Here is a 24,433-nt window from a genome sequence, read left to right as displayed (position 1 = left end):
GGGTCGCGGTTCAAGGATTCGGCAGCAGGGTCGGAGAAATCTGCGCTGCGTTGCTGATGAAGACGTTCGTCGCATCGTCCTGCAGCAAGTAGCCTTGCTTGACGAGTGCATTCGCCGCCGTCGCAACCGCCGCCTGATAGCGCGAGCGGCTGCCGCTATAGAGCGCGTTCAATGTGGCGCGGCTATCGACGCCGCCTGACTGCGCGGACGCGTTCACCGCGAACGGAATCGCCGCGCCGTTGGAGATGCAGCCTTCGCCGATCGCGTGGCCCGCACCGCGATAGTTCCACCCGGTGTAGGTCGCGAGCGGTACGCTCACGTCCGACACGAGTACCCCCGTGGTTTCGTTGCCGTTAGCGTCGACCTTGGGCACGAGAATCGTATAGGGCTGTGCAGTGTTCACGACCGGCACGGCCTTGCTGTAGTCGGTCACGAAGACCTGATTGTATTCGCCGTTGAACGTGAGACTGAGCGCTGTCGGCGTCGCGGCGGGGCCGCTCGGCACGGTCACGCTCTCGAGATTAGGGAAGCCCGTCGCCGCTTGCGTCGGCGCGACCAGATTGCCAGATGCCACGGTCGGATATTGCGAGGCGGGCGGCTCCGCGCCCCTGCCGGCCCACGCGACCAGCGCGGGAATCAACGCGCGCTCGACGGGCGTTTCCTCCACGGGCGAGCCCGGCAACTGACACAGACTGCCTGTGGCCGGCACCGTGAAGTTACCCGTGGTCACGCCGCTACCGCCGCCGTGCTGCGTGCCCGGCACGAGGTAGTAACGCACGTTCGGCGGCAAGTGGATGTCGTTGCCCCGTCCATCCGTGACGACCAGCGACGCGGCGCCGCCCCACCATTCAAATGCGCCGTCGAGTTGCATGATCTTCGGACACGTACCGGAGGCCTCGCAACGCTTCAGCAGTCCATCGGTCGCGCCGCTGACCGGATCGGTCGTGACCGCGTAGGTGAAGGGGAACTGGAAACCCGGCATGAAGTGGTCTTCATGCTGTTTCGACCACCGTCCCGGCTGTGCGAACGCCGCGTTGGTCCACGTGCGGCGGGCAGCGGAAATGATCGGGAATAGTCCGTCGAAAACGATCCTTCCGCGCTTGTCCTCGTTGAACCCCTGATAGAGAAAGTCCTTGATGAAGCGGCCCGACTGCGAAATGCCCTCCCCGATCGCGACGTCGAAGTTCGTATCTCTGGAACATCTCGACGCGGCACACGCCGCATCCTTCAGATCGTTGAGCGGATTCTGTACGCCTCGCGCATCGGCCCTGTCGTAGCGCAGCCATGAAACGAGATCGCGCAGCGCCGCAAAGCCGATGCCGTCGATCGTCGGCGCCGCGGCCTTGTAAACGAAGCTGTAGATCGTCCCGGCATCAGGCGGGACAGTCCTGCCGTTGGGACCCGGCACCGACGCGGGCGGCGTGAACTTGACCGAGTCATTCCCTTCATAGACATTGTTCGGCGTGCTGATATAGCTCCACGTACTCACTTTCGCCGAAGGCGCCGTGTAGGTTTGCACGCCGCCCGGAATGCTGCCGTAGGCCGATAGCCACGATTGCCGCGCGGTGAAGGTGACGCTGCCCGTGTCGTTGAGATCGGCGGGCGGGTACGTGAGCGGAATCGTCGCCGGATCGCCTCCCGCATAGTCGGGAATGAACTCTTCGCGGGACAGCGCCGTCATCGGCGAACCGTCCTTGTTGGTGGCCACGGGGAACCTCGTGCCGACCAGCCCCGTGCCGGCCAGCGTACTCGTACCGTTGAGCGGAATGTCGCCTTGCCAGCCGCTCCAGAGAATCGTATAGCCATGGCGCAGCAGCGACGGGAATGTAGACGGCGGGGGTGCGCCGGTATCGAGCGCGCCTCCACCAATGAAGGACCCGTCGGCGAGCTTGTTGCCGCGATTCACGACGTCATAGAAGAGCACGCGCGTGGCGCTCGCCGCGCTTTGCGGACGCAGGATCACGACATCGGTCCAATAGTCGACGTAACCATCGACGCCGACAGGCGCGTTCCTGATGTTGACAATGCCCGCGTTGAGCGGAGAGCGCGGATCGAGGGCGCCGTGCACGACGGCGGTGATGACCTCATATGGTCCAGCCGCGCCCGCAGGCGTCGCACCGCCAAACGCCGGTTCGGAAGCAATAATCTGAAAGCTCCTGATGAAGCCCGCGCCCCGCTGGATGGCTTGCGGGCCGTGCGGATCGCTGTGCGCGATACCGCCGGCGAACATACCACTCGCACCGACAATCAGTAGCATTCCTATATTTTGAGTCTTCATCGTAGAATCTCCTAACCGTGGCGAACATGGCGGAAGCGGAGTCTCGCGCCGTGTCCTTTGAAGAACGGCGAACTCGAGAGATGCAAGGCTTTCACGCGGATTGCCCAGCAATGCGCACGCATGCTGGACCGACACGCGTAAGTCGGCGTGGCGGAAGTCGAATGCTTACGATTGGCCGAAATCGTTTGATATATCTTGCGCGGCCTTGTGTATTTATAATTCGCGCAAACACGATTCCTACTGTCGTTTACGCGTACGCTGAAGGTACTCGCGCGGGCCCCACGGGTCAGCGTTTCGCGATATCGTCGCCGTGCGAGTCCTTGTGCACGACCTCGACGTCGACGGTCCGGCCGTCGTCGCCGAACTCGCGCGCCTGCCGGCGCAGCGCGCGGATCTTCCACCAGAGATAGCAGACGACAATCGCGCCCACGCCGAACAGCACGGCGAGCAGCACCAACGACAGCATCGCTGCCACCACCAGCACGATTGTGCTCACGACGACGGCCGCCAGCCGGCCGAACCATCCGTACTCGCCGATCCGGATCCCTTTCTCGTATGTCGCGCGCCGCGGCGACGGTTTGTCGTTGCCCATTCCACTTCTCCTGGCCGCCGTCCGGCTGAACTGCCCGCGCGAGCATGGGCTTTGCCTGGACGGCGGACCATCAATGATGCCGACGAATCCCGCGATACGCGTGGCGCATTGTCCGGATCCCACATCTTGCCGATGCGCATGAAGCGTTCCGAAACATCTCTGCCCACGCAAGCCGGTCGTCGTCGTTCGGTTAACTGAAAACTTACCCTTCGCCCACTCGCGCCTGTGTCTATTCTAAAGAAGTAAGGCAAGCCGAATCGAGTCGTTTCCAGTCACTGTTGAATGGGACAACCTATCATGGCTGACACGAGCTACACGGCGCGCAAGTCCGTCGCCGACATAGTAGGAAGCGCCGATACCGAAGGCGGTCGCGCGCTGTCGAAGACCCTGGGGGCGCCCAGCATCACGGCGATGGGAATCGGCGCCATTATCGGCGCGGGTATTTTCGTCCTCACTGGCACGGCGGCGGCACAATTTGCCGGACCGGGCATCATCCTGTCCTTCGTGCTGGGCGGCATTGCCTGTGCGTTTGTCGGCCTCTGCTACTCCGAACTGGCCGCCATGCTCCCCGTATGCGGCAGCACTTACACGTATACCTATGCGACGCTTGGCGAAGTGTTTGCGTGGATCATCGGCTGGGACCTGATTCTCGAGTACGCCATGGGCGCCGCGACGGTCGCCGTCGGCTGGTCAGGGTATATCGTCAGCCTGTTGCGCAACGTCGGAATCAGCATCCCGCCTACGCTTGCCGCCGCACCCGGCACGACAGTCCCGTTGCCTGACGGCTCGACTGTCGCCGGCATCATCAATCTCCCCGCCGTGCTGATCATCGCGATTCTCACTACGATGCTGGTGCTCGGCACGCGCGAGTCGGCACGCATCAACAACGTGATGGTCGCAGTCAAGCTGACGGTCGTGGTGGCCTTCATCGTCATCGGCGTGTTCTTCGTGCATCCCGCCAACTGGCATCCCTTCGTCCCCCCCAACACCGGCGCGTTCGGCAGCTTCGGGGCGAGCGGCATTCTGCGTGGCTCAGCGGTCGTGTTCTTCGCCTTCATCGGCTTCGATGCGGTATCGACCGCTGCACAGGAGGCGAAACAGCCTCAGCGCGACATGCCGATCGGGATCCTCGGCTCGCTCGTCATCTGCACCTTGCTCTATATCCTGGTGGCCGCCGTGCTCACCGGACTCGTTCCATACGCAGAACTGAACGTACCCGATCCGATCGCCAAGGGCGTCGACGCTATCGGCTTCACCTGGTTCTCCATACTGATCAAGATCGGTGCGCTAACCGGGCTGACCACCGTGATACTCGTGCTGCTCTATGGGCAGAGCCGGATCTTCTTCACGATGTCGGAGGACAGACTGCTTCCCCATCTGTTCTCCACCGTCCATCCGCGGCTGCACACGCCGCATCGAAGCCAGATCATGATCGGCACGATCGTCGCCATCGTGGCGGCCCTCACGCCGATCGGCGTACTAGGCGAGATGGTCAGCATCGGCACGCTGTTCGCGTTCGTGCTCGTGTGCGGCGCAGTCATGTACCTGCGGCGCAGCGACTCCGACGCGAGCCGTCCATTCCGCGCGCCCGGCGTGCCGATTGTCCCCATTCTCGGCATCGCGTTTTGCGTGTTGCTGATGGTGGGACTGCCGCTCATCACGTGGGTACGGCTGATCGTCTGGCTGCTGATCGGCATGCTGATCTACATGTCTTATGGCCGGCATCATTCGCGACTGCGCCATCCGGAGCGTGAATGACGGCAACGGCGGGCAACCATGAACGCTCACCACGCGTGCTTCGTTCGCCCGGCGCGGGCGGCAATTTGCGTCGCTTCGCTCGCAACGCTTGCCGCCTGCGGCGGAAACTCATGCATTGGCCTCAATGGCTGCGGCGGCACAACCGTGACGCCGAACGTCACTATCTCCGGCACGGCCGCCACCGGCACAGCGATCGCCAGCGCGACGGTCAACCTCAGTTGCGCTCAGGGCTCGGGGTCCGCCCTGTCCGACGGCGGTGGACACTACGCGATCACCTTCAATGCCACGCCTCCCTGCATCCTCACCGTAAGCTCCGGCAGCGTGAGCCTGCATTCGGTGGCGTTTGCCGGGGGCACCTTCAATACGACGCCGGAGACCGAGCTGATGCTTGTCTACCTCGCTTCGCAACTCGGCACGAACGAGAGTGGTTTGATAGCGGGCTTTCCGACCAACTCGCAGTACCAGCAGGTGCTGGGCAACTCGTCCGACGTGCAGGCCGCGCAATCCGCAGTCGTCACGAGTCTGCAGCAGCACTATGCGGTCACGCTGTCGGCACCGGCATTTCTCACGACATCCTTTACGGTTGGCCAGGCAGGTGTCGATAGCGATCTGGGCACGCTGGCGGCAGCAGGTGCGATCGACGCGAATGGCATGCCCGATCCAACCGCCGTCTCGCTGCTGTCGGCGGCGGGCGCCGCGCATCCGCTTACGGCGACGTCCGCCCCCTCTTCCGGCACTGGCGGTACTGGCAGCGGCAGCGGAACGATGTGACGTGGACCTTCCAATGTCCGAACGGCGCCGGACCGCTGCGCCCAAAGGAAGGTTAGAACCGCGTGCGGAAGCCCACCGTTGCCACGACCTGATTCCCCGTTGACGATGCGCCGCCTGCGGTGTTGATGAACGCGACGTACTGGTGACCCGAAACGTGCTGGTACATCGCTTCGGCGTAGACGTCCGTGCGCTTGGAGAACATGTACACGGCCTGCAGATTCACCTGATTCCACTTCGGGTCCGAGCCAAAGGCTGTGTTGCTGCCGTTGCCTACGCTACCATCGGTGTATGTGTACGCAATGCCGATGTGGAACGCAGGCGTGAACGTGTACCTTCCGTTCAGTTCATAGTTGTCGAATCGCATCGTGCCGCTGTTGTTCACGTTGGTCTGGCCGAATGACGTCGTGCCCTGATACTGGCTGTGCGTATAGACGAAACCAACCGCGGCCGGCCCGAACGTGTAGTTGATGCCGGCACCCACTGTGCGCTGGACGTCTGCCCCGAGCACGAAGCCACCCGTGCCGTTTGCCGTCGATTCGCCAATATCCACTGCACCTGAACTGCTTGCCGAAGTACCGGTTGATCCATTGATCTGCAGATAACCGGCAGCCACGTTCAACGGGCCCCAGGTATAGCTCGCGCCCGCACTGTAGGCTCTGTTGACGGCGAACTGCGTGTTGTTCGAGAACGCATACAGACCGCCGAACTGGAATCCGGCATAGTTGGCGCTCGCGTACTTCACCGCATTGTTCATCCGCAGTGAGTGGTTCAGGTTGTCGTTGTCGAACGGATGAGCGAAGCCGGTATCGCCGAACGTACCCGCGGTGCCGGACAGGGGCGACACGAAGTCGACGAGAGAATCGTATTGACGGCCGAGCGTGAGCGTGCCGAACTGGCCGGACGATAGGCCGACATACGCCTGGCGCCCAAACAGTCTGCTGTCCTGACCAAGCTTGCCGTTTTGCACATTGAAGCCGTTTTCGAGTACGAACACGGCTTTGAGCCCGCCGCCGAGATCCTCGGCGCCGCGCAACCCCCAGCGGCTACCGTTGATGTTTCCGCTCGTGGCCTGCCAGAGTGCGCCTTGCGCCGTCCCTTTCTTTACGTTGTTCGTATACATCAGACCGGCGTCGATAAGGCCGTAAAGCGTAACGGAACTTTGCGCATGCACGGTCGCTGCGGCAACCAGACCGGAAGCAGCGAGAGTCAGGCGGATCTTTTTCACGGGCGACTCCAGATATCAGCGAAATGAAGTGAGCAGTGCCCGTGAAGTGTACGAATCCTGGGTGTTCGGCAGAAATGATTCCATGGAATACTTGATAGAACGAAGTATTCCCGTTCTTTGTCATATTCCATTCAAATTCCATAAACGACGGTACCTGGCAGGCGCGTAAGTCGCTGCTGAATAACTTTTGGATGTTGTGGTGATGCGACAGAAGCGGCATGGCTTCGTGCAATTCGCGACATTGAGCAAACACCCCGGCGCTGGCTTTGCGAGGCCAGAGGTCATTCTGGAGGAATCCTCATAGGAATTCCATATTCGATTTAAGTTCTTTTATCGACCATTTAGAGTCGACTATATCAATCGCCCTATTCACATGACTGAATTAGCAGCTACGCGTCAGCGACCGAATGCGCGATTTCTCGTTCTGGTTTGCGCCATTGGCTGACGAGAAGCCCACTGACCACGAGAGCGACTGCAATGACAAGGGTTGAAGTTGGCCATTGACGTGTCACGACGACTTCAACAACAGCCGCAGTGACAGGGCCAAGTGCCTGAAAAGCGACGACGCGGCTTGCATCAAGCCTGGTCAATGCCCACAACCAGCAGAAGTACCCGACACCGCTCGACAGGCCTATAAAGCCGACGTTCTCCCATTGCGTCATGGAGAGAGTGGGCATCAACGGTTGGGCCGTTATCCAGCAAAGGCCGACAAGAAACACCACGGCTGCGCTCATGGCCAGCGCGCTCGTCGGCAACGCCGGATAGCGCTTCAGAAGCGGCCGATATAGAAGGCTGCACACGGCGCCGATCAACGTGGCACCGATCAGCGCGCTTAGCGCACCCATGTCCACCGATCCTGGGTGGGCAAACGGTGCACGCAGCAAGACCGCCACACCGGCGAGCGCGATCAGGAGACCAAACAATTTGTGCAGGCTGAATGCTTCGCTACGACTTGCTACAGCTAACGTCATTGTGAAGAGCGGCATGGTCGAAAAGACGAGCGCGCACGTTGCGGCAGGAAGGATGGCTAAGGCATGGTTGAGCAGCACAATGAGCACGGCAAACTGGAATATCCCTAGCAGGCTGATAGCGAACGCATCTCGCCATGCGAAGCGAGGGCGCGCGCCGAGCCAGACGGGTGCTGCGAGCACGCCCATGCCGATGAAATAGCGGAGAAACGCTAACGTGGCGGGCGAAGCGTCTTCAGACACTGCCCGAGTGGATACCATCGCCGCGCCGACCAGGATTCCGGTGGTCGCCGCGGCAAGGGTGGCCGACGCCTTGGCGCTCACAGATCACGGGCCCAGATCTGGCCAGTCAAGTCCTTGCCGAAGCTGTGGTGCGGCTCCTCTTCCACAAGTTGAAAGCCTGCCTTCTCGTAGATTCGCCGCGCGTCCGTCAAGACGCTGTTGGTCCACAGGACCATGCGCTTATAACGGGCGGAGCGCGCAAATCGCAGACATTCGTCAACCAGCCGATTGCCGATTCCCATCCCGCGTGCGCTGGCGTCGACATACAGCAGCCGGAGCTTCGCGGTTTCCGCGTCATGACGAACCACGAAGACTGAGCCCACCGGCTTGCCGTCCCTCTCGGCGATCCAGCAGCGCTCCGAGGTGGCATCGTAGTCACGGATGTACCTGGCAACAATCTCCGCGACCAAGGCTTCGAACTCTGCGTTCCAGCCGTACTCTTGCGCGTAGAGCACGGCCTGCTTATGGACGATCCATCCCATATCGCCGGGCCGGGGATCTCTCAAAACATAGCTTGCGGTCGATTCGCCCAACAAACCGTGGACCTGCGCCATGGCATCGACGAGTTCCTGCTGTTCGGCGTCCGTCAGGCGCTCGAGCATTGCCATGACCTCGTTCCGGGACGCTACGTTCAGCGGTTCGAACGTGTCGCGGCCAGGCGCGGTGAGAGCCAGTTCACTGACCCGCGCATCCGTCTCCGATCGCTGCTTGACGACCAGCCCCTTTTTTTCGAAGCCGGCGATGACACGGCTCATGTACCCGGCGTTCAGCCCGAGTTCCCGGCAAAGGTCCGAGGTCGTGAGCCCGTCCCTGTGGGCGAGCTCATACAGAATGCGGACTTCGGTCAGAGAAAATTCACTTTCCAGCAGGTGCTCGTGAAGCACCCCGATCTGGCGAGTGTAGAAGCGGTTGAATCGCCGGACGAATTCGGCGCGGGCGATAAGTTGCTCTCGGCTGGACATGCGTCACCCCATAGTTGCCTGAGGCAAATTATTACTTGCCTCAGGCAACTATGCAAGCGTTTGTAGCGAATGCGGATTGCATGGCGGGCGTCGTCACGTGACTTCTACGGCCAGCTGAATTACCACGCTACCGACAACCCCGCCAACCTGGGGACTGAGGTGAACCAGCGCGGCATCGGGCGGGGAAATAGCCAGACTGCGCTGGGGATGATTCAGCGCTTTTGACCCACCGTCCTCTCCGGTTCGGCCGGACGGTTGCGTTCGCGTATTGCCGAAGGGGATTGCCAGTTTGTTGCCGTAACCGTGCATCCGCTGCAGATAGACCCCGGGTGGACTGCAGCTGCACGCCTCCATCGAATCTCAGCCAAATCTCAACGAAGGCTTGAGACATTCGCTGCACCATCCCCGACGTGGATCGCGGTGCTACCACCAGCGCGGCGAAATCCCCTCGCAGCTCCTGCAAACCTGCTCATCGCAACCCGGCTGCGCCGCGTCGGTCCGCTGGTCCGCTACACGGACTTTCTCTATATGCGGGTGTGGGCACATGTCCTGTGCTCACCAAAGATCGTCGTTGCGCGATCACGTGTGACGACGCCATAAGTGAGACGCGCGTCGGGGGTACATGGAAGACCAACCTTGCCCTCATTCGAACCCAGCAACACCGTCAAATTCATGCAAGCCCTGATGCGCGAAGCCATCCCCGGCTCCAGCTTCGGCGTGCACTTTCGGCGTGCCCGAATATGGCTTTACGCCGTCGCGCATCCTCGCGCCGCGCGCCACTGGTTCGCTGCGCTCGCGGGCAATCCGTTGCTCGCCGACCTGGTTCGTCGGGACCGTCGGGTCGCCGAGTGGCCGTTTCACAGCTTCGGCGATATCCGCGCGTCTGCAACCGTGCGTGCAGCGGCGCTTCGAGACCACTTCACGCTCTCGTCTCGTTTGTTGGACGCGGAGTTTCTACGTCGCCTGTATATCGAAGAGGAATCCTACGTGCTTGCACAGCATGACACGTTCTGCGTCGAGCTGCGCAAGGTGACGCGCTGTCGACGCGAAGGCCTGCTGACCATCGCTTTCCGCGACGCCGCCGACGGCATCGATCTCGCGTGGGCAACCGTGACGCTTGTCGAGCGAGCAAACACACACGTTGAACTGTTTATCGGAGGGCTACAAGGGCCCTCAGGGACTCAGCGCGCCCGCGTGCGCGCCGCAACCCGCACTGGCGATGGCTTGCGCCCCAAGGCAGCTGTGATCGAAGCGGTCTGCGCGCTAGGTCGCAGTCTGGGCATCGCGCGGCTGACAGCGATCGCCCGCCACGCACACATCTCCCGTGCCGAGGCCCATGTATTCGTGGCAGACTACGATGCCTTCTGGCGTGAGCTCGGCGGAGTCGAAATCGACGGGCTATTCGAGCTGCCACGCGTGCCAAGACATCGCGAAATCACGGAAGTCCCATCGAACAAGCGCTCGGCCTTTCGTCGTCGCCAGGCCTTGATCGCAGAGATGAACAGGCAAATCGAGCACAACATCGCACGGATCCTGTCCAGCGCATCCGGGCGCGCATAGTCCCAGCGCACAAGACTGTTGCGCCACGGCGGCATACCTGCCGCCACCATTCATCTGACCTCGCCAGGCGATTCCCGCGCGGCTCCCGCCTACGCCCGCACTGGCGTGAGGAACGCCTTGACATGGCCTGCGACGTGGTCGCGCTCATTGTCGATGCAGATCATGTGATAGCTGTCCGAAAGAATTCGGAGCTGTGCCGGCGGTGCGTTGCGTCCGCTATTGATGCGGTCGCGCAGATATTGCGCCGACCGAACGCTGGTCAATTCATCATCGATTGAGTGGACGATCAAAGTCGGACACGCGACGCGTTCGATATCGACGAGCGCTCGCGTACGCAGCCGATCGAGTTCGCGGATCGAGCGCAAGGGCACCCACGAATAGTGGAAGCTCTCGTCGCACCGCAGCTTGCGCTCCACCAGGCCGCGCACGCGCCGGTTCTTGACGCCGAACGGAAAGGACTCGCGAATCCGGATCGCTTGTGCAAGCAGCGGGATGCGATAGACGACATGCCGGATCGCCCGATACCAGGGCAGCGACCAGCCGTCGAGAAAGACAGGCGGCGCGAGCAGCACGAGCCGGTCCCGCCCGTTGGCGCCAATCAGGCCGCGCTTCGCCGTTTCGAGTGCGAGCAGCGCGCCCATGCAGAGGCCGAGGACGTGCACTGTCGTGTAGTCGCGCCGGAGCTCCGACACCTTGCGCTGCACGGCGTCGATCCAGACCTCGCAATCGATGTCTCGCAGATCGTCGGGCCTTCCACCGTGGCCGGGCAGGAGCAAGTCGTAAATCTGTCTGCCTTCAGTCGCAAGCTTCCTTCTCAGGTTGCCAAGATCGTTGCGCGTTCCACCTAGCCCGTGAACCAGCAGCACGGCCTCGTCGCCCGTAAAGTCTCGCATCGCTTCCCTGTTCGTATTCAATATCGTGCTCATTGCGCATCAACGTCGGCCGCGCCGTCCCAACCGCCGCCCAGCGCCTTGTTCAGCGCAACATACTGGGTCGTGACAAGCACCTCGCTCTGGATCAGCGAGTCCTGTGCCGAATACAGCGAACGCTCCGCGATCAGCACGTCGAGGAAGCCGGTCGACCCCGCGCCGTACAGCGCGTGCGCGAGCGTCGATGCCTCGCGATACGAAGCTGCGGAAGCACGCAGCGCCTCGACGCGCGCACTCTCGCGCGACAGCGCGACGCTCGCGTTTTCGACGTCCTTGAGCGCATTGAGGACCGCGAGCCGGTAGGCGACGAAATACTGGTCGCGCTGGGCTTCGGCGACCTCCACCGCCGCCTTGAGCTTGCCCGCATTGAAGAGCGGCAGGCTTAGCGTTGGCCCGATCGACCAGCCGATCGTCGAACGCCGCCCGAGATCGCCGAACTGCGTACCCGAGGTCGCCACGCTGCCAGTCAGGCTCACGCCCGGATAACGTGCCGCCTCGGCCTGTCCGACCTTCGCGGTGTACTGCGCGTACTGGCGCTCGGCGAGCCGGACGTCGGGACGCGCAAGCAGCACGTCGGCGGGTACGCCGGCAGGAATCGGCAAGCGCGGTACCGGAATCGGCGTGGTCTGCGCCATGCGTGAGTCCAACGCGTCTGGCGCCTGCCCCGTCAGCACGGAGAGGCTGTGCACGGCCTGCGCGTATGCGCTTTCGAGCGCCGGGATGGTAGCCAGCGTCGTCTGCGCAAGTCCCTGCGCATTCGCTGCGTCGAGCGCCGACGCAGCGCCCGCCTCGAAGCGCGCGTGCGTGAGCCGAGCCGTCTCCTGCTGCGAGGCAACTGTGTCGCGCGCCAGTGCAAGCCGCGCCTGATAGCCGCGTGCCGTCACGTAGTAGGTCGCGACATCGCCGATCAGTGTGAGCTGCGTCGAGCGCACACTCCAGCCTGCCGCGTCGAGACCGTACTTCGCGGCTTCGGTGGCACGCCGGTTTGCGCCGAACAGGTCGAGCTCCCAACTTGCGTCGAAGCCCGCCTGGAAGGCCGAGTACGGGCTGCCCGTGCTCGTCAGCGTCGAACTGGATGTGGCACTGCCCGACGTCGTACTCGAACTGGCCGTCTGCGCGCCGCTGCCGGCGCGTTTCGCGGACCCCGAGCCAGTCAGCGACGGCCAAAGCGCCGCGCCGGCCTGACGGTAAATCGCGCGCGCCTCGCGCAGCTTCGCGCGCGCGCTCGCGACATCGAGGTTGCCCGCCACTGCCTCCTCGATCAGCCGATCGAGCTGCGGGTCGCCGAGCCGCTGCCACCATTGAGCGAGCTGCGCGGGCGATTCGGCGACCGCGCTGTGCCCATCCGCCATGGGCGCCGCCGGCCATCGTGCCGGCACCGCGAGCGCGGGTGCGTGATAGTCCGGACCGACCACGCAGCCGGCGAGCAACGCGCTCGCGACGAACGCCCCGAGCGCCGAGCGTACCGCTTGCGCGCCGACACGCGGCTGGGCAACGCGCGCGTGCACCTCATCCCTACGATTCTTCATTGCCTGCCTGTTCATGATTGCCCCGCGTATCTGTGCCCGCGCGCTCACTGGCTGCCCTCGTCGCCGGCGCGCCGCCGCAACTTGACTGCCGCGCGCACGCTCACGAACAGCAGCGGCACGAAGAACACGCCGAGCGCCGTCGAGGCGATCATCCCGCCCATCACGCCGATGCCGATCGCGTTCTGCGCGCCGGAGCCCGCACCGGTCGCCACCGCGAGCGGCGCGACGCCGAGAATGAACGCGAACGAGGTCATCAAGATCGGCCGCAGACGCTGCTTTGCGGCGTCGAGCGTCGCCTCCAGCAGGCTCGCGCCTGCCGCCTCGCGTTCCAGCGCGAACTCGACGATGAGGATGGCGTTCTTGGCCGCGAGACCGATGGTCGTCAGCAGGCCGACCTTGAAATAGACATCGTTGGCTTGCCCCGCGAGCAGCGCCGCCAGCAGCGCCCCGACAATGCCGATCGGCACCGCGAGCATCACCGCGAAGGGAATCGACCAGCTTTCATAGAGCGCAGCCAGGCAGAGGAACACCACCAGGACCGAGACCGCGTAGAGCGCCGCGGCCTGATCGCCCGAGAGCCGCTCCTGGTAGGAGAGTCCGGTCCATTCGTGGTGATAGCCGTGCGGCAGTCCCGCCACGAGACGGTCGATCTCGCTCATGGCCGCGCCAGAGCTCACGCCGGGCGCCGCTTCGCCCTGGATTTCGACGGCGGCCATGCCGTTGTAGCGTTCGAGCCGTGCGGGCCCGTAGGTCCAGTGGCCGCTCGCGAATGACGAGAACGGCACCATCGTGCTGCTCGCGTTGCGCACCTGCCAACGCTCGAGGTCGCGCGGCTGCATGCGGAAATCTGCATCCGATTGCAGATAAACCTTCTTGACGCGACCGCGATCGACGTAGTCGTTGACATAGTCGCTGGCCCACGCGACCGACAGCGTCGTGTTGATGTCCGAGAGCGTGATGCCGAGTGCGCTGGCCCTGGCCTGATCGATATCGACCGCGTACTGAGGTGTATCGTCCTGACCGTTCGGGCGCGTATTGGCGAGCTTCGTGCTTTTCGCCGCGGCCGCCAGCAGACGGTCGCGCGTCGCCAGCAGGCTCGCGTGCCCCGCACCGTTGGTGTCCTCCAGGAAGAAGTCGAAGCCGGTGGACGTGCCCATGCCCTCGATCGCCGGCGGCTGCAACGCGTAGACCTGCGCGTCGCGGATCGTCGCGAACGCGGCATTGGCGCGTGCGGCCACCTGTGCCGAACCCAGATGCTCGCCACGCCGCTGTTCGAAGTCCTTGAGGCGGACAAAGGCCATGCCCACGTTCTGCCCCGAGCCGCCGAAGCCGAACCCGGCCACGGTCATCACGCCTTCCACCGCGTCGCCTTCCTGCTTCAGGTAGTAGTCCTTCACTTGCGCGAGCACGCGTTCGGTGCGGTCCTGCATCGCGCCGGCCGGCAACTGCACGGTCGTGACCAGAATGCCCTGATCCTCACCCGGCAGGAACGCGCTGGGCAGCCGGCCGAACATCCAGAACATCGCGAGCGTGAGCACGCCGAACAGCACGAGAAAGCGCCGGCCGCGCACGAGCACGTGCCCGACCGTGCCGCGATATGCATGCGCACCGCGTTCGAAATGGCGGTTGAACCAGCCGAAGAAACCGCGCGTCGCGGCGTGGCCCGCAGACGGCTTGAGCAGCGACGCGCACAGCGCGGGCGTGAGCACGAGCGCGACCAGCACCGACAGCAGCATGGCCGTCACGATGGTCACCGAGAACTGCCGGTAGATCACGCCGGTCGAGCCCGAGAAAAATGCCATCGGCACGAACACGGCAGAAAGCACGGTCGCGATGCCTATCAGCGCGCCGGTGATCTCCTTCATCGAACGCAGGGTCGCCTCGCGCGGCGAGAGTCCTTCTTCGCTCATGACGCGTTCGACGTTCTCCACGACGACGATGGCATCGTCGACGAGCAGGCCGATCGCGAGTACCATCGCAAACATCGTCAGCGTGTTGATCGAGTAGCCAAACGCGGCGAGCACGCCGAGCGTGCCGAGCAGCACGACCGGAATCGCGAGCGCAGGAATCAGCGTTGCGCGCAAATTCTGCAGGAACACCAGCATCACGACGAAGACGAGCACGATCGCCTCGACGAGCGTCTTGAGCACCTCGTGAATCGACAGTTGCACGAACGGCGTCGTGTCGTACGGATAGACGACCTTCACGCCGGCCGGCAGCGTGCTGCCGAGCTGATCGATTGCTGCCCTCACCGCCTTCGCGGTGGCGATCGCGTTCGCACTCGTGGCGAGATTCAGGCCCAGGCCCGAAGCGGGCATGCCGTTGTACTGCGAGGCGTCGGTATAGCTCTGCGCGCCCGTTTCGATGCGCGCGACGTCGCGCAGACGCACGACCGCGCCATCGGTCGCGCTCTTCACGATGATCGCGCCGAACTGCTCCGGCGTGCGCAGGCGGCTCTGCGCCGTGACCGTCGCGTTGAACTGCTGGCCCGGGCGCGCGGGCTGCGCGCCGAGCTGGCCCGCCGAGACCTGGGTGTTCTGCGCCTTGATCGCCGTTTCGATGTCGCCCGGCATTAGCGCGTGCTGCGCGAGGCGGTCCGGATCGAGCCAGATGCGCATTGCGTAGCCGGAGCCGAAGAGCTGCGTGTTGCCCACGCCCGGCACCCGCTTGATCACGTCGTTGAGCGTGCTGTCGACGTAGTCGTCGAGATCGGTCGCGGAAAGACGCCCGTCCGTCGAGACGAAACCGATCACCATCAGAAAGCTCGCAGATGACTTCGTGACCGTGAGGCCCGTGCTCTGCACGATCGACGGCAGTTGCGAGGTGACGAGCTGCAGCTTGTTCTGCACCTGCATCTGCGCGACGTCCGCATTCGCGGCGTTGGTGAAGGTCAGGCGGATCTCGACCTGCCCCGTCGAATCGGACGAGGCGTTCATGTACTGGAGATGGTCGAGCCCGGTCATGCCCTGCTCGATCACGCGGGTGACGGAGTTTTCGACAGTGGCGGCGTCCGCGCCCGGATAGGTCGCGGCGATCGAGATCGTGGGCGGCGCGATCTCGGGATACTGTGCGACGGGCAGCGTGCGAAGCGCGAGCAGCCCGCCCAGCATCACGACAATGGCAATCACCCACGCGAACACGGGGCGCCGGATGAAAAATGCGGACATGCCTCAGCCTCCGTGCTCCGCTTCGGCGCTAACGCCGTTCGCGGCGGCGGCATCCACCTGCGGCGCGACTTCGCCCGTGGCCGGATTCAGCGCGACCTGGGCGGCACTCACGGCATCGCCGGCGCGCACCTGCTGGCTGCCCTCGACGATCAGCAGATCGCCGTCCTGCACCCCGCCTGGCACGAGCAAATCGTTGCCCACCTCACGCGCGCCCGCAAAAGTGCGCTCGACCACGCGCTTGCCGACCACGAAGAGCGCAGTCGGCTCGCCGCGCGCGTTACGGCTCACGGCGCGCTGCGGGATCAGGAAGCCGTGCGGCACGGTCCCTTCCTCGACAATTGCGCGCACGTACATGCCGGGCAGCAACAGCCGCGACGGATTGCGCAGCATCGCGCGCATCGTGTAGGTGCCGGTCGTCGTACTGACGCTCGACTCCGCGAAGGCCAGTTGCCCGGCGAGCGGATACAGCGCGCCGTTTTCGAGCCGCACGCGCACCGGGATATGGTCGCCGGCCGCGTGAATGCGCCCGGCCGCGATCGCGGCGCGCAGGTCGAGCAGGCTCGCGCTCGACTGTGTGACGTCGATGTTGACGGGATCGATCTGATGAATCGTGGTCAGCGCAGTGCTCTGGCCGGCCGTAACCAGCGCACCAGGCGTGAGCGCGGACTTGTCGATACGCCCCGAAATCGGCGCGCGTATCGTCGTGTAGTCGAGGTTGATACGCGCGGTCTCCAATGCGGCGTGCGCAGCGGCCACGCTCGCCTGCGCCTGTGCGAGCGTGTCGATTGCCGACTCGTAATCCTGCTTGCTGATCGCGTTGAGTTTGACCAGCTCGCGGTCGCGATCGGCCGTCGCGCGGGCCCCCGGCACTGCCGCCTGGGCCTTTTGCAGGGCCGCACGCGCACTGTCGTACGCGGCGCGGTACGGCGCGGGGTCGAGTTGATAGAGCGGCTGCCCGGCCTTGACCTCGCCACCCTCGACGAACAGCCTGCGCTGGATGATGCCGCCCACCTGCGGACGCACCTCCGCTTCCTCGGACGCAACGACCCGACCGGGCAGCTCGGTCGTGAGGGGAACCGCCTGGGCCCGCAGCTCGATCACGCTCACAGGCAAGCCGGCGGCGGCCTCGCTTCGCGGCGTCTCTGTCTTCGCGCCGCAGGCGCTCAAGATCATCGCGGTCGCGGCCGCGAGACCGATGCTCGTATGCTTCATTGTGGATTGCACACCTGATATCGGGCGAGCCGCCGCAAGGGCGGACTCGCTGTTGCGTTGCCGTGCCTGAGGACGGCGCACAGTCGCGCGGGCGGCGCTCACGCCGGCACGTAGAGGGACTTGAACTGCGCGTCGCTCATCGGCCACGAGTTGCCGGTGTCGTCGGTGAGGATCCAGTCGCCGGACTTGACCTCGCGCCAGCCCTCGGGCGTTGCCACCGCCCAGCCGCCGGTGCGTAGCACGACGCGCGGATGCCCGCCGGGCCCGAACCAGCGCTCCGCCTCGACGGCGGACCCTCTTTTCAGAAAACGCATGCCAGATATCCCTGGAGTAAATTCGATACCGCGAAATCGTGCGCCTTCGCCTTCCACGCCATGTGGAGAATTCGTGGAGATATCGTGGAGATAGTCGGAGCGCCCGCGCGGATGTGAGAACATGGCTGGCTCAAATGTGTTTGCCCAAGATCGCTGCCATGACGAACGCGCTGATCCTGATCGTCGAAGACGAACCCGAGATCGCCGAGATTCTCGATGCCTATCTCGTGCGCGAAGGGTTCCGCACCTACCGGGCTGCCGATGGCCAGGTCGCCATCGACATTCAACCCTCGATCAAGCCCGATCTCGTGCTGCTCGACGTGAAGATGCCGCGCCGTGACGGCTGGGCGGTACTCGCCGAACTGAGCCGCCGCGGCAACACGCCGGTCATCATGCTGACGGCGCTCGACGAAGACATCGACCGCCTGCAGGGCCTTCGCCTCGGCGCTGACGACTACATCGTCAAGCCCTTCAATCCCGTCGAAGTGGTGGCGCGCGTGCACGCCGTATTGCGCCGCACGAGCGGCCTGCGTGCGCAACGTGTGCTGCGTGCCGGCACGCTCGAGATCGACACGGAAAGCTACCAGGCAAGTGTCCACACGAACGGCGGCAGCACATCGCTTGCGCTCACGCTCACCGAGTTCCGCATCCTCGCCCACATGATGAAATCGCCCAACCGGGTGTTCAGCCGCAGCGAACTCGTGGACGCCTGTCTGCCGGGCAGCGACGCGCTCGAGCGCACCGTTGACAGCCACATGAGCAACCTGCGCAAAAAGCTCGAGCAGGCCGGCAGGAGCGACGCGATCACGGTGGTCCGCGGCGTCGGTTACCGGTTCGGGAGCGCATAGTGAGCCGGCGCAGCAAGCTTGGCAAGCAGATCGTGCTCACGACAGGCCTCGTGTCGGTGATCACGACGCTGATCGTGTTCGTCGGCTCGTTCATCTTCTATGACCTGATGTTCGCGTTCGAACCACCGCCACCCGGGCCGCCCGACTCGCTGTTGCCGCAGGCGCCCGACTATCTGATTTTCGCCGTGGTGGCGCTGTGCGGGCTCATCGTCGCTGTACTGATCGCATTGCGGCTCGCACGCCGCATTCTCGCGCCGCTCAATTCGCTCGCAGAGGGTGCGCGCCGCATCGCCACGGGTGACCTCTCGGCGCGCGCGATTCCGGGCGATCGCTCGCTCGGCGAGACGGCGCGCATGGTCGACGACTTCAATTCGATGGCCATGAAGCTGGAAGACATGGTGGGCAACATGGCCGCGTGGAACGCGGCGATCGCGCACGAACTACGCACTCCGCTCACGATCCTGCAAGGCCGCTTGCAAGGCATGATCGATGGCGTGTTCTCCCCGGACGAAGCGCAGTTGCGCAATCTGCTGCTGCATGTCGAAGGCCTGAGCCGCCTCGTCGACGATCTGCGTGTGGTCACGCTGCAGGACAGCGGCCGGCTCGACATGCTGCTCGCGCCGACCGACGTGAGCCTCGAGGTCCGACGCGCGGTCGAGTCGATGCGCAACGTGCTGGAGAGCGCAGATCTCGAGGTGGAGTTGACACTTGCGCCGGTCGTCGTGCACTGCGACGCGGCGCGCATACGCCAGGCGGTGCTCGCGCTGCTCGACAACGCGCGCCGCTATGCGCGGCCAGGCTATTTGCGTATTGCCGTGCGGACCACGGATGAGCGCGTCCTGATTCGCATCGAGGATGCAGGCCCGGGACTGAGCGCGGACTTCGCGCCGCATGCGTTCGATCCGTTCACGCGCGCGGAGGCCTCCCGCTCACGCGTATCAGGGGGGACCGGGCTGGGCCTGTCGGTTGTGCGGGCAATTGCGATGGCGCATCAGGGCGACGTCAGGTATGAGGCGTCGCCTGAAGGTGGGGCGATTTTTGAAATCGATCTGCCGAGGGAGATGTAGTGCGATGCTTGTGCGATTGGTCGGGGGGCGATCAATTCCGCAAGCAGGCTATGCCGGCGTAGCTGATTGTGCTTCAGGTTGGTGGGACGCGGTGTCGATACAGCCAGAAGTTGAAGCGCAAAGTATGAATTGCTTTCAAACAGGCATATTCACCGCCCCAGTCTCTTCGTCCGATGTTACAGACGACCCTGCCGTCAACACCTCGACGAACATGGAAACCAGCGGCTCCACGACGAACTGTGTCGCTGGATCCTCGCCGATGACCGCAACTTCGGATGCGGGTAACGCCGGCCATTGCGCGGATGCAGGCAGAACCTTCATACCGCTTCGCAGGAAGGATCTGCCCAGCACCGTCACGCCCAATCCTCCGGCAACCGCGGCCTGCACGCCGATCAGATTGCTGGCCGTACACGCAACTGTCCATTCGCGGCGAGCGGCGTCCAGCGTGTCGGTCATCACTTCGCGATAGGCACACGGCGGCGGCATCATGATGAGGCGCGCTGGGCGCGACGGGTCGTTTCGATAGCCTTTCGCGGCGAGCCAGACCAGGGGTTCGCGCCAGATCACCCGCCCGCGAAGAGCCGAGCCCTCGCGCTTGCGCCTTGCAAACACCACATCGAGAAGCCCCGCTTCGTGGCTTTCAATGAGCCCGTTGCTCGACCCCGTGGTCAGCTCGAGTTGAACAGACGGGAAGCGCTCCGTGAAGCGCGCGAGAATGAGCGGCAATTGCGATTGCACCAGGTTTTCGGATACGCCCAGTCGCAAGCGCCTCGGCTGCACGGGTTCTCGCAGCTCGCGCATGAAGTCTTCGTACTGCGCGAGAAAACGCCGTCCTGCGGCCAGCACGCGCTCGCCTTCGTGGGTCAGTTTCAGCGAGCGGCTGGTGCGCTCGAAAACACGCATATTCAATGCGTCTTCGAGCCGCAACACCTTCTGGCTCACTGCGGATTGCGAACGTCCGACGACACCGGCAGCTGCGGTGAAGCTGCCTGACTCCGCTACTGCGACGAACGCGCGTAACAAATCCAGATCGAGAGTCATACCTTCATCTATTCGAATATCAGCTAGATGGTATCGATATTAGTCGTTTGTCTTCTTGTTCGCAACGCCGCACAATGCGTCCTCGCAGCCGATCTTCAGGTGATTCGAAGATCCCGGAATGCATCAAGGTCATAGCTTTAGGGGGTATAGAGATGGGCAAGCGGAACTCAATCGAAATTGTCGATAATTTTTGGCGGCAGGTTTGGCAGTCGCGCAACCCCGACGCCGTGGACGAACTGGTGTCCGAGGACTTCGGCATCACGTCGGGTGGCGTGCTGATCAGTTCACGCGCTGAATTCAAGAAGTGGGTGACAGCGTTCCTCGCGAGCATCGACGACTTCAGATTCGAGGTCATCGAGACGTTTCAAAATGCGGCCGGTGACCGGGTCGTCAGTCGCTGGCGTGTAACCGGGAAAAATAATGGTTTCATGGGGTCCGATCCGTGCGGGTCGCCGATCGATATGACTGGCACTGCAGTTCTGCATGTCCGTGACGACGGTCTGCTCCAGCACAACTGGGTAGAGCGAAGCGCGCTCGAAGTGCATAGGAGCCTGAAGCGATCGAATTGCTAGCATGCCCCTGTCTAGCACCTGTCTGCGCGCTCGCGCAGACAGGTGCTACAAGTGAATGAATGAAAAGTTCGCTCTTTATACTTCTCTTTGCTAAAAAATATTGTCTGCATTTGACCAATAAGCCTACCATCGTCACCCTTCGATAATCCTCTCGAGGGTATCGAACGCTTACTGAAGCATAGAAAGAGCTTGCCGTTTCATGCCTAGCACCGCACTCGCGTATTTGGTCCGTATTTTACTTAGCCTCGGTTCAGAGGGTGATCGTGGCCGCGGCTGTTGGACTTCGAGTCATTCAGCATTTTTTCGAAGTGGTTCACGGGCACGAAAGTGACGGACATTGATAAATTCGTAGTCCCATAGAATAATGGGTCCGTTACATTGGCATGTGAAGATTCTGGAAGGGACGTATTTCACCGAAACTAGTATGCAAATCTCCGGCTATTAGAGGTGACCGCATGTATATTTGCACGAAAGCCCCGTCCTGCTCCTTTACCAGCCACGGTCCTGGCCAGTGCACACTTTGTGGTTCCCCCATGCAGTTGCAGCCGCAACCATTGCCGCACATTGGGATGGCGGCCCCCGAACTTAGTATCCGGAATGCTTCTGGCCCGGTGAACGCACAAGGCTACACTGCGGCGATTGGCGGCAGGGAGAACTGGACGGTCAGTTCCTCCAATGTGTCCGGTGCCATGATCACCGGGCTGGCGCTAGTCGTAACGCCCGCGACTGCTCTCGTCGGCAACTACGTTGCAAACGATCGCCAGGGCGTGGTCACACCGCTTGCTGCCGGCGCCGACACGGCCTCCTTTTACTGGGCGACAGCGGGAATCGTTACGATTGTCGTAACAGCCAATGTCAACGGTCAGCCCGCTACCAAAACAGTTGTTGCGACGATATGGACCCCCACACTGGTAAGCTATTCCGCCGACACCCATGCAAGCCGCATCTTGTTCAAATTGCGCCGGCAAAGCGATCCCGAGAGCGGGATTTCGACGCTTTCATTTGGCTGTGCAGGCCCAAACGAAGACGGCATTGCCTTTACCGCGCAAGTTGACTTTCCGGCTATGGGTTTTCGGCAAGGGCAATTGGCCATGGCGCAGATCTTCACGGCCAATCGCACCGGAACGAATCAAACTGGTGCCCCCCTGCCCCCGAAGGCTTCACCGGGCGACATTATCGACCGCGAGTTCGTTTACCCCTTTACTTATAATGGAAGGGACTATGAGGGGCCCCTTAAAATTACGGCTGCCGGTTCATATACGCTGACCAGCGAAGACTCGCCTGCAAGCGCCCTGGGTAGTAGTGGGTCAATGTTGAGCAAGCTTGGCGTGACCGTTGACGAAACTTACCGAATGTATGTGATGTTTCGGCCGACCGGTGGAATCTGGGTTGCCTTGGGTGAAATCGTTTGGCGCTGGCATGCCTCGGCTACCTATGACGCTCAAACCTTCCGGTTCGTCCTGACCGTTGGTCATGGGTCGTCCGAAAACACTCACCTGGTGAACAGCGTGGTATTCGTGCGCATGCCACTTTGGCAAGGCAACGCCGACGATTATCTGGCTGAAATTGATTGAACTGGTGAATACCAGGATGCGGGCCAATTATCCCAGCGCAACCGCGAACCCAGGCCGCATACGCTGAGCGTCCAGCCAGCGAGCAAGCGAAGGCATCTCCGGCTGCGCGGACAGTAACGCGTGGAAACGATCGTTCAGTCCGTACCACCGGTGCGTGACCAGCGCGATCACGAGATCGGCGAGCGTGAATCGGTCGAGCGCGAGGTATTCGCGCGTCTGGAGTTGCTCGTCCGCAATACGGAGAAGGCGCGCCGACTCGCCAAACGAGGTGCGAATGGCGCCATAGTCGCGTTGCGGCTCCGGCGTGCGCGTCAGCCCGAGGAACGCTACGCGCAACGTCGCCCATAAACTGCCCAGTTGCCAGTCCATCCAACGTTCGACCTCCGAGCAGCCGGCAGCGGTGAGCGGCAGCAGGTGGTCGGCGCCGCGCGTCTTCGCGAGGTAGCGCAATATCGTGTTCGACTCCCAGATCACCTGTTCGCCGTCGATAAGTGTTGGCACGAGTCCATTCGGATTGAGGGCCCGGTACGCAGCCGTATCGACGACACCGAACTGCAATCCCGCGTCAATGCACCGATAGTCAACGTCTTGCACAAGCCCAAGCTCGCCCAAGCACCAGAGCACCTTCTGCACGTTGATCGAGCTGCGTCTTCCATAGAGTTGCATGCAATTTCCGTCAATTGATTTTGCCCAGCAGGACGTTCAACATGCCTGCAGCGAAGAGCACGAACAGAGGATTGATTCGTGAGCGCGACATGAACACAGCCAATGCAGCGAGCGCCAGAACCCAGACTGACCAGGTCGACGCCGCCGCACGCAACACGGCCAGCGAGCTTGCCATGATGAGTCCGGTCGCGACTGGCGCGAGTCCCGTTTGAACGCGCCGATGCCACGGGTGGCGATCGTGTCGACGCCACAAGAGCGTCGCAGCGAACGCGAGCAACGACGACGGCACAAAGAGCGCGAGCGACGCAACGAACGCCCCGGTCCATCCTGCCTCCTTCCAGCCGATCAACGTGGCCAGCAAGGAGCCGGGACCGGGCGCCGCGCGCGAGATGGCGAACAGGTCGACGAATTCGCGCTGCGTCAACCAGCTATGGATCGCGACGGCCTGCTGGTTGATATCGGCGATGACACTCTGTCCGCCGCCGATAGACAGGAGCGATAGCGGCGCGAACACCGCGATCAGTTGAAGATAGATGTTGTCACGCATCCGGCGCGGTCCTTCGCGAAAGCAGCACGCCCGCCGTGCCTGCGGCGACTGCCACCGGCACGAGCGGCCAACGCAGCAGGCCGACCGCAACGAAAACGGCGACGATCAGCACGAGCGGCCAGCGCCGCGCATCCGTGGCAGCTTTGGCCGAGCGCACGCCGACCGAGGCCGTCATGCCGACCGCCGCCGCCGCGACGCCCTCAAGAAACTCGTGGACCGCCGAACCCTGTATCCATGCGCTAAACACGCTCGTGACAAGTACGATCACGATCATCGGTGGCAGGAGCAGCGCGACGACCGCCACCACGCTGCCCGGCACGCCACACATCCGGTAGCCGACATACACGGAAAGGTTCACCACGTTGGAGCCGGGCAGAATCTGCCCGAGTGTCATCGCGCTGAGGAACTCCCCTTCATCGAGCCAGCCGCGCTGCGTCACCACCTCGCGGTAAAGCCACGCGGACAGCCCTCCGCCAAAACTCGTCAGGCCGACACGGGCAAACAGCCCGGCAATGTCCACGCAGGAGACGTCGTGCACCGGGCGGCCAGTTTGCATTTTCATCAGGACTCC

At 63.0% G+C, this 24,433-nt stretch carries 21 protein-coding genes; 7 read left to right on the top strand and 14 right to left on the bottom strand.

The window, feature by feature from the left end; translation table 11 throughout:
* Nucleotides 1-10 precede the first annotated feature (10 nt).
* Both A3CW_RS0134135 and A3CW_RS0134130 read right to left on the bottom strand, forming a co-directional pair.
* Nucleotides 11-2,278: an alpha/beta hydrolase domain-containing protein gene (locus A3CW_RS0134135; RefSeq protein WP_028207554.1), complete on the bottom strand. Its 2,268-nt coding sequence runs from the start codon at nucleotides 2,276-2,278 to the stop codon at nucleotides 11-13.
* A gap of 286 nt (nucleotides 2,279-2,564) precedes the next feature.
* Complete coding sequence (locus tag A3CW_RS0134130; protein WP_028207553.1) at nucleotides 2,565-2,870, bottom strand: hypothetical protein; 306 nt, start codon at nucleotides 2,868-2,870, stop codon at nucleotides 2,565-2,567.
* A gap of 297 nt (nucleotides 2,871-3,167) precedes the next feature.
* On the opposite strand from A3CW_RS0134130, the gene A3CW_RS0134125 reads away from it, so the two are divergent.
* Nucleotides 3,168-4,628 carry an amino acid permease gene (locus tag A3CW_RS0134125; RefSeq protein ID WP_028207552.1) on the top strand — a complete coding sequence of 487 codons (1,461 nt, stop codon included), beginning with the start codon at nucleotides 3,168-3,170 and terminating at the stop codon, nucleotides 4,626-4,628.
* 18 nt (nucleotides 4,629-4,646) lie between these two features.
* Entirely contained in the window at nucleotides 4,647-5,399 is a 753-nt protein-coding gene (locus A3CW_RS48480; protein WP_051481900.1) for a hypothetical protein, read from the top strand.
* Nucleotides 5,400-5,451: 52 nt separating this feature from the next.
* On the opposite strand, the gene A3CW_RS0134115 is transcribed toward A3CW_RS48480, so the two are convergent.
* The 3 genes from A3CW_RS0134115 to A3CW_RS0134105 all read right to left on the bottom strand — a co-directional run bounded on the left by A3CW_RS0134115 (nucleotide 5,452) and on the right by A3CW_RS0134105 (nucleotide 8,836).
* On the bottom strand, nucleotides 5,452-6,624 hold the full coding sequence (locus A3CW_RS0134115; RefSeq protein ID WP_028207551.1) for a porin: 1,173 nt from the start codon (nucleotides 6,622-6,624) through the stop codon (nucleotides 5,452-5,454).
* A gap of 389 nt (nucleotides 6,625-7,013) precedes the next feature.
* Nucleotides 7,014-7,916: a DMT family transporter gene (locus tag A3CW_RS48475; RefSeq protein WP_051481899.1), complete on the bottom strand. Its 903-nt coding sequence runs from the start codon at nucleotides 7,914-7,916 to the stop codon at nucleotides 7,014-7,016.
* Complete coding sequence (locus tag A3CW_RS0134105; protein WP_028207550.1) at nucleotides 7,913-8,836, bottom strand: bifunctional helix-turn-helix transcriptional regulator/GNAT family N-acetyltransferase; 924 nt, start codon at nucleotides 8,834-8,836, stop codon at nucleotides 7,913-7,915. Before A3CW_RS0134105 ends, A3CW_RS48475 begins: the two co-directional genes overlap by 4 nt.
* 636 nt (nucleotides 8,837-9,472) lie before the next feature.
* Here A3CW_RS0134105 and A3CW_RS50410 point away from each other — a divergent pair.
* On the top strand, nucleotides 9,473-10,396 hold the full coding sequence (locus A3CW_RS50410; protein ID WP_051481898.1) for a VirK/YbjX family protein: 924 nt from the start codon (nucleotides 9,473-9,475) through the stop codon (nucleotides 10,394-10,396).
* A gap of 89 nt (nucleotides 10,397-10,485) precedes the next feature.
* Here the strand turns inward: A3CW_RS50410 and A3CW_RS48465 are convergent, their stop codons facing one another.
* The 5 genes from A3CW_RS48465 to A3CW_RS54035 form a co-directional block, all read right to left on the bottom strand.
* Nucleotides 10,486-11,310, bottom strand: coding sequence for an alpha/beta hydrolase (locus tag A3CW_RS48465; protein WP_245623825.1), 825 nt, complete (start codon nucleotides 11,308-11,310; stop codon nucleotides 10,486-10,488).
* Between the two features lie 8 nt (nucleotides 11,311-11,318).
* On the bottom strand, nucleotides 11,319-12,854 hold the full coding sequence (locus tag A3CW_RS48460; protein ID WP_051481897.1) for an efflux transporter outer membrane subunit: 1,536 nt from the start codon (nucleotides 12,852-12,854) through the stop codon (nucleotides 11,319-11,321).
* A 44-nt stretch (nucleotides 12,855-12,898) separates the two neighbouring features.
* Nucleotides 12,899-16,021 (bottom strand): efflux RND transporter permease subunit, encoded by a 3,123-nt coding sequence (locus A3CW_RS0134080; protein ID WP_028207549.1) that lies wholly within the window; start codon nucleotides 16,019-16,021, stop codon nucleotides 12,899-12,901.
* Between the two features lie 3 nt (nucleotides 16,022-16,024).
* Complete coding sequence (locus tag A3CW_RS48455) at nucleotides 16,025-17,233, bottom strand: efflux RND transporter periplasmic adaptor subunit (RefSeq protein WP_063750890.1); 1,209 nt, start codon at nucleotides 17,231-17,233, stop codon at nucleotides 16,025-16,027.
* Nucleotides 17,234-17,331: 98 nt separating this feature from the next.
* On the bottom strand, nucleotides 17,332-17,670 hold the full coding sequence (locus tag A3CW_RS54035) for a hypothetical protein (RefSeq protein WP_245623824.1): 339 nt from the start codon (nucleotides 17,668-17,670) through the stop codon (nucleotides 17,332-17,334).
* Nucleotides 17,671-17,705: 35 nt separating this feature from the next.
* On the opposite strand from A3CW_RS54035, the gene A3CW_RS0134065 reads away from it, so the two are divergent.
* On the top strand, nucleotides 17,706-18,395 hold the full coding sequence (locus A3CW_RS0134065) for a response regulator (RefSeq protein ID WP_028207547.1): 690 nt from the start codon (nucleotides 17,706-17,708) through the stop codon (nucleotides 18,393-18,395).
* Nucleotides 18,395-19,462 carry an ATP-binding protein gene (locus tag A3CW_RS0134060; RefSeq protein ID WP_028207546.1) on the top strand — a complete coding sequence of 356 codons (1,068 nt, stop codon included), beginning with the start codon at nucleotides 18,395-18,397 and terminating at the stop codon, nucleotides 19,460-19,462. Before A3CW_RS0134065 ends, A3CW_RS0134060 begins: the two co-directional genes overlap by 1 nt.
* 135 nt (nucleotides 19,463-19,597) lie before the next feature.
* Here A3CW_RS0134060 and A3CW_RS0134055 read toward each other — a convergent pair whose 3' ends face one another.
* On the bottom strand, nucleotides 19,598-20,503 hold the full coding sequence (locus A3CW_RS0134055) for a LysR family transcriptional regulator (RefSeq protein WP_028207545.1): 906 nt from the start codon (nucleotides 20,501-20,503) through the stop codon (nucleotides 19,598-19,600).
* A gap of 152 nt (nucleotides 20,504-20,655) precedes the next feature.
* Between A3CW_RS0134055 and A3CW_RS0134050 the strand changes: the two genes are divergently transcribed.
* Nucleotides 20,656-21,075 (top strand): ester cyclase, encoded by a 420-nt coding sequence (locus A3CW_RS0134050; RefSeq protein WP_028207544.1) that lies wholly within the window; start codon nucleotides 20,656-20,658, stop codon nucleotides 21,073-21,075.
* Nucleotides 21,076-21,608: 533 nt separating this feature from the next.
* Entirely contained in the window at nucleotides 21,609-22,649 is a 1,041-nt protein-coding gene (locus A3CW_RS0134040; RefSeq protein WP_154678110.1) for a hypothetical protein, read from the top strand.
* A 27-nt stretch (nucleotides 22,650-22,676) separates the two neighbouring features.
* On the opposite strand, the gene A3CW_RS0134035 is transcribed toward A3CW_RS0134040, so the two are convergent.
* The 3 genes from A3CW_RS0134035 to A3CW_RS48450 are packed head-to-tail and all read right to left on the bottom strand — an operon-like array spanning nucleotide 22,677 to nucleotide 24,424.
* Nucleotides 22,677-23,315 carry a glutathione S-transferase family protein gene (locus A3CW_RS0134035; RefSeq protein WP_028207542.1) on the bottom strand — a complete coding sequence of 213 codons (639 nt, stop codon included), beginning with the start codon at nucleotides 23,313-23,315 and terminating at the stop codon, nucleotides 22,677-22,679.
* A 10-nt stretch (nucleotides 23,316-23,325) separates the two neighbouring features.
* Entirely contained in the window at nucleotides 23,326-23,862 is a 537-nt protein-coding gene (locus A3CW_RS0134030; protein ID WP_028207541.1) for a chromate transporter, read from the bottom strand.
* A complete protein-coding gene (locus A3CW_RS48450; protein WP_035514782.1) occupies nucleotides 23,855-24,424 on the bottom strand; it encodes a chromate transporter in 570 nt (189 codons plus the stop codon). Before A3CW_RS48450 ends, A3CW_RS0134030 begins: the two co-directional genes overlap by 8 nt.
* Nucleotides 24,425-24,433 lie beyond the last annotated feature (9 nt).

Source organism: Paraburkholderia nodosa DSM 21604 (genome assembly GCF_000519185.1).
Lineage (GTDB): Bacteria > Pseudomonadota > Gammaproteobacteria > Burkholderiales > Burkholderiaceae > Paraburkholderia > Paraburkholderia nodosa.
The sequence above is the reverse complement of the archived record's forward strand: the minus strand, read 5'-3'. Positions and strand labels throughout refer to the sequence as shown.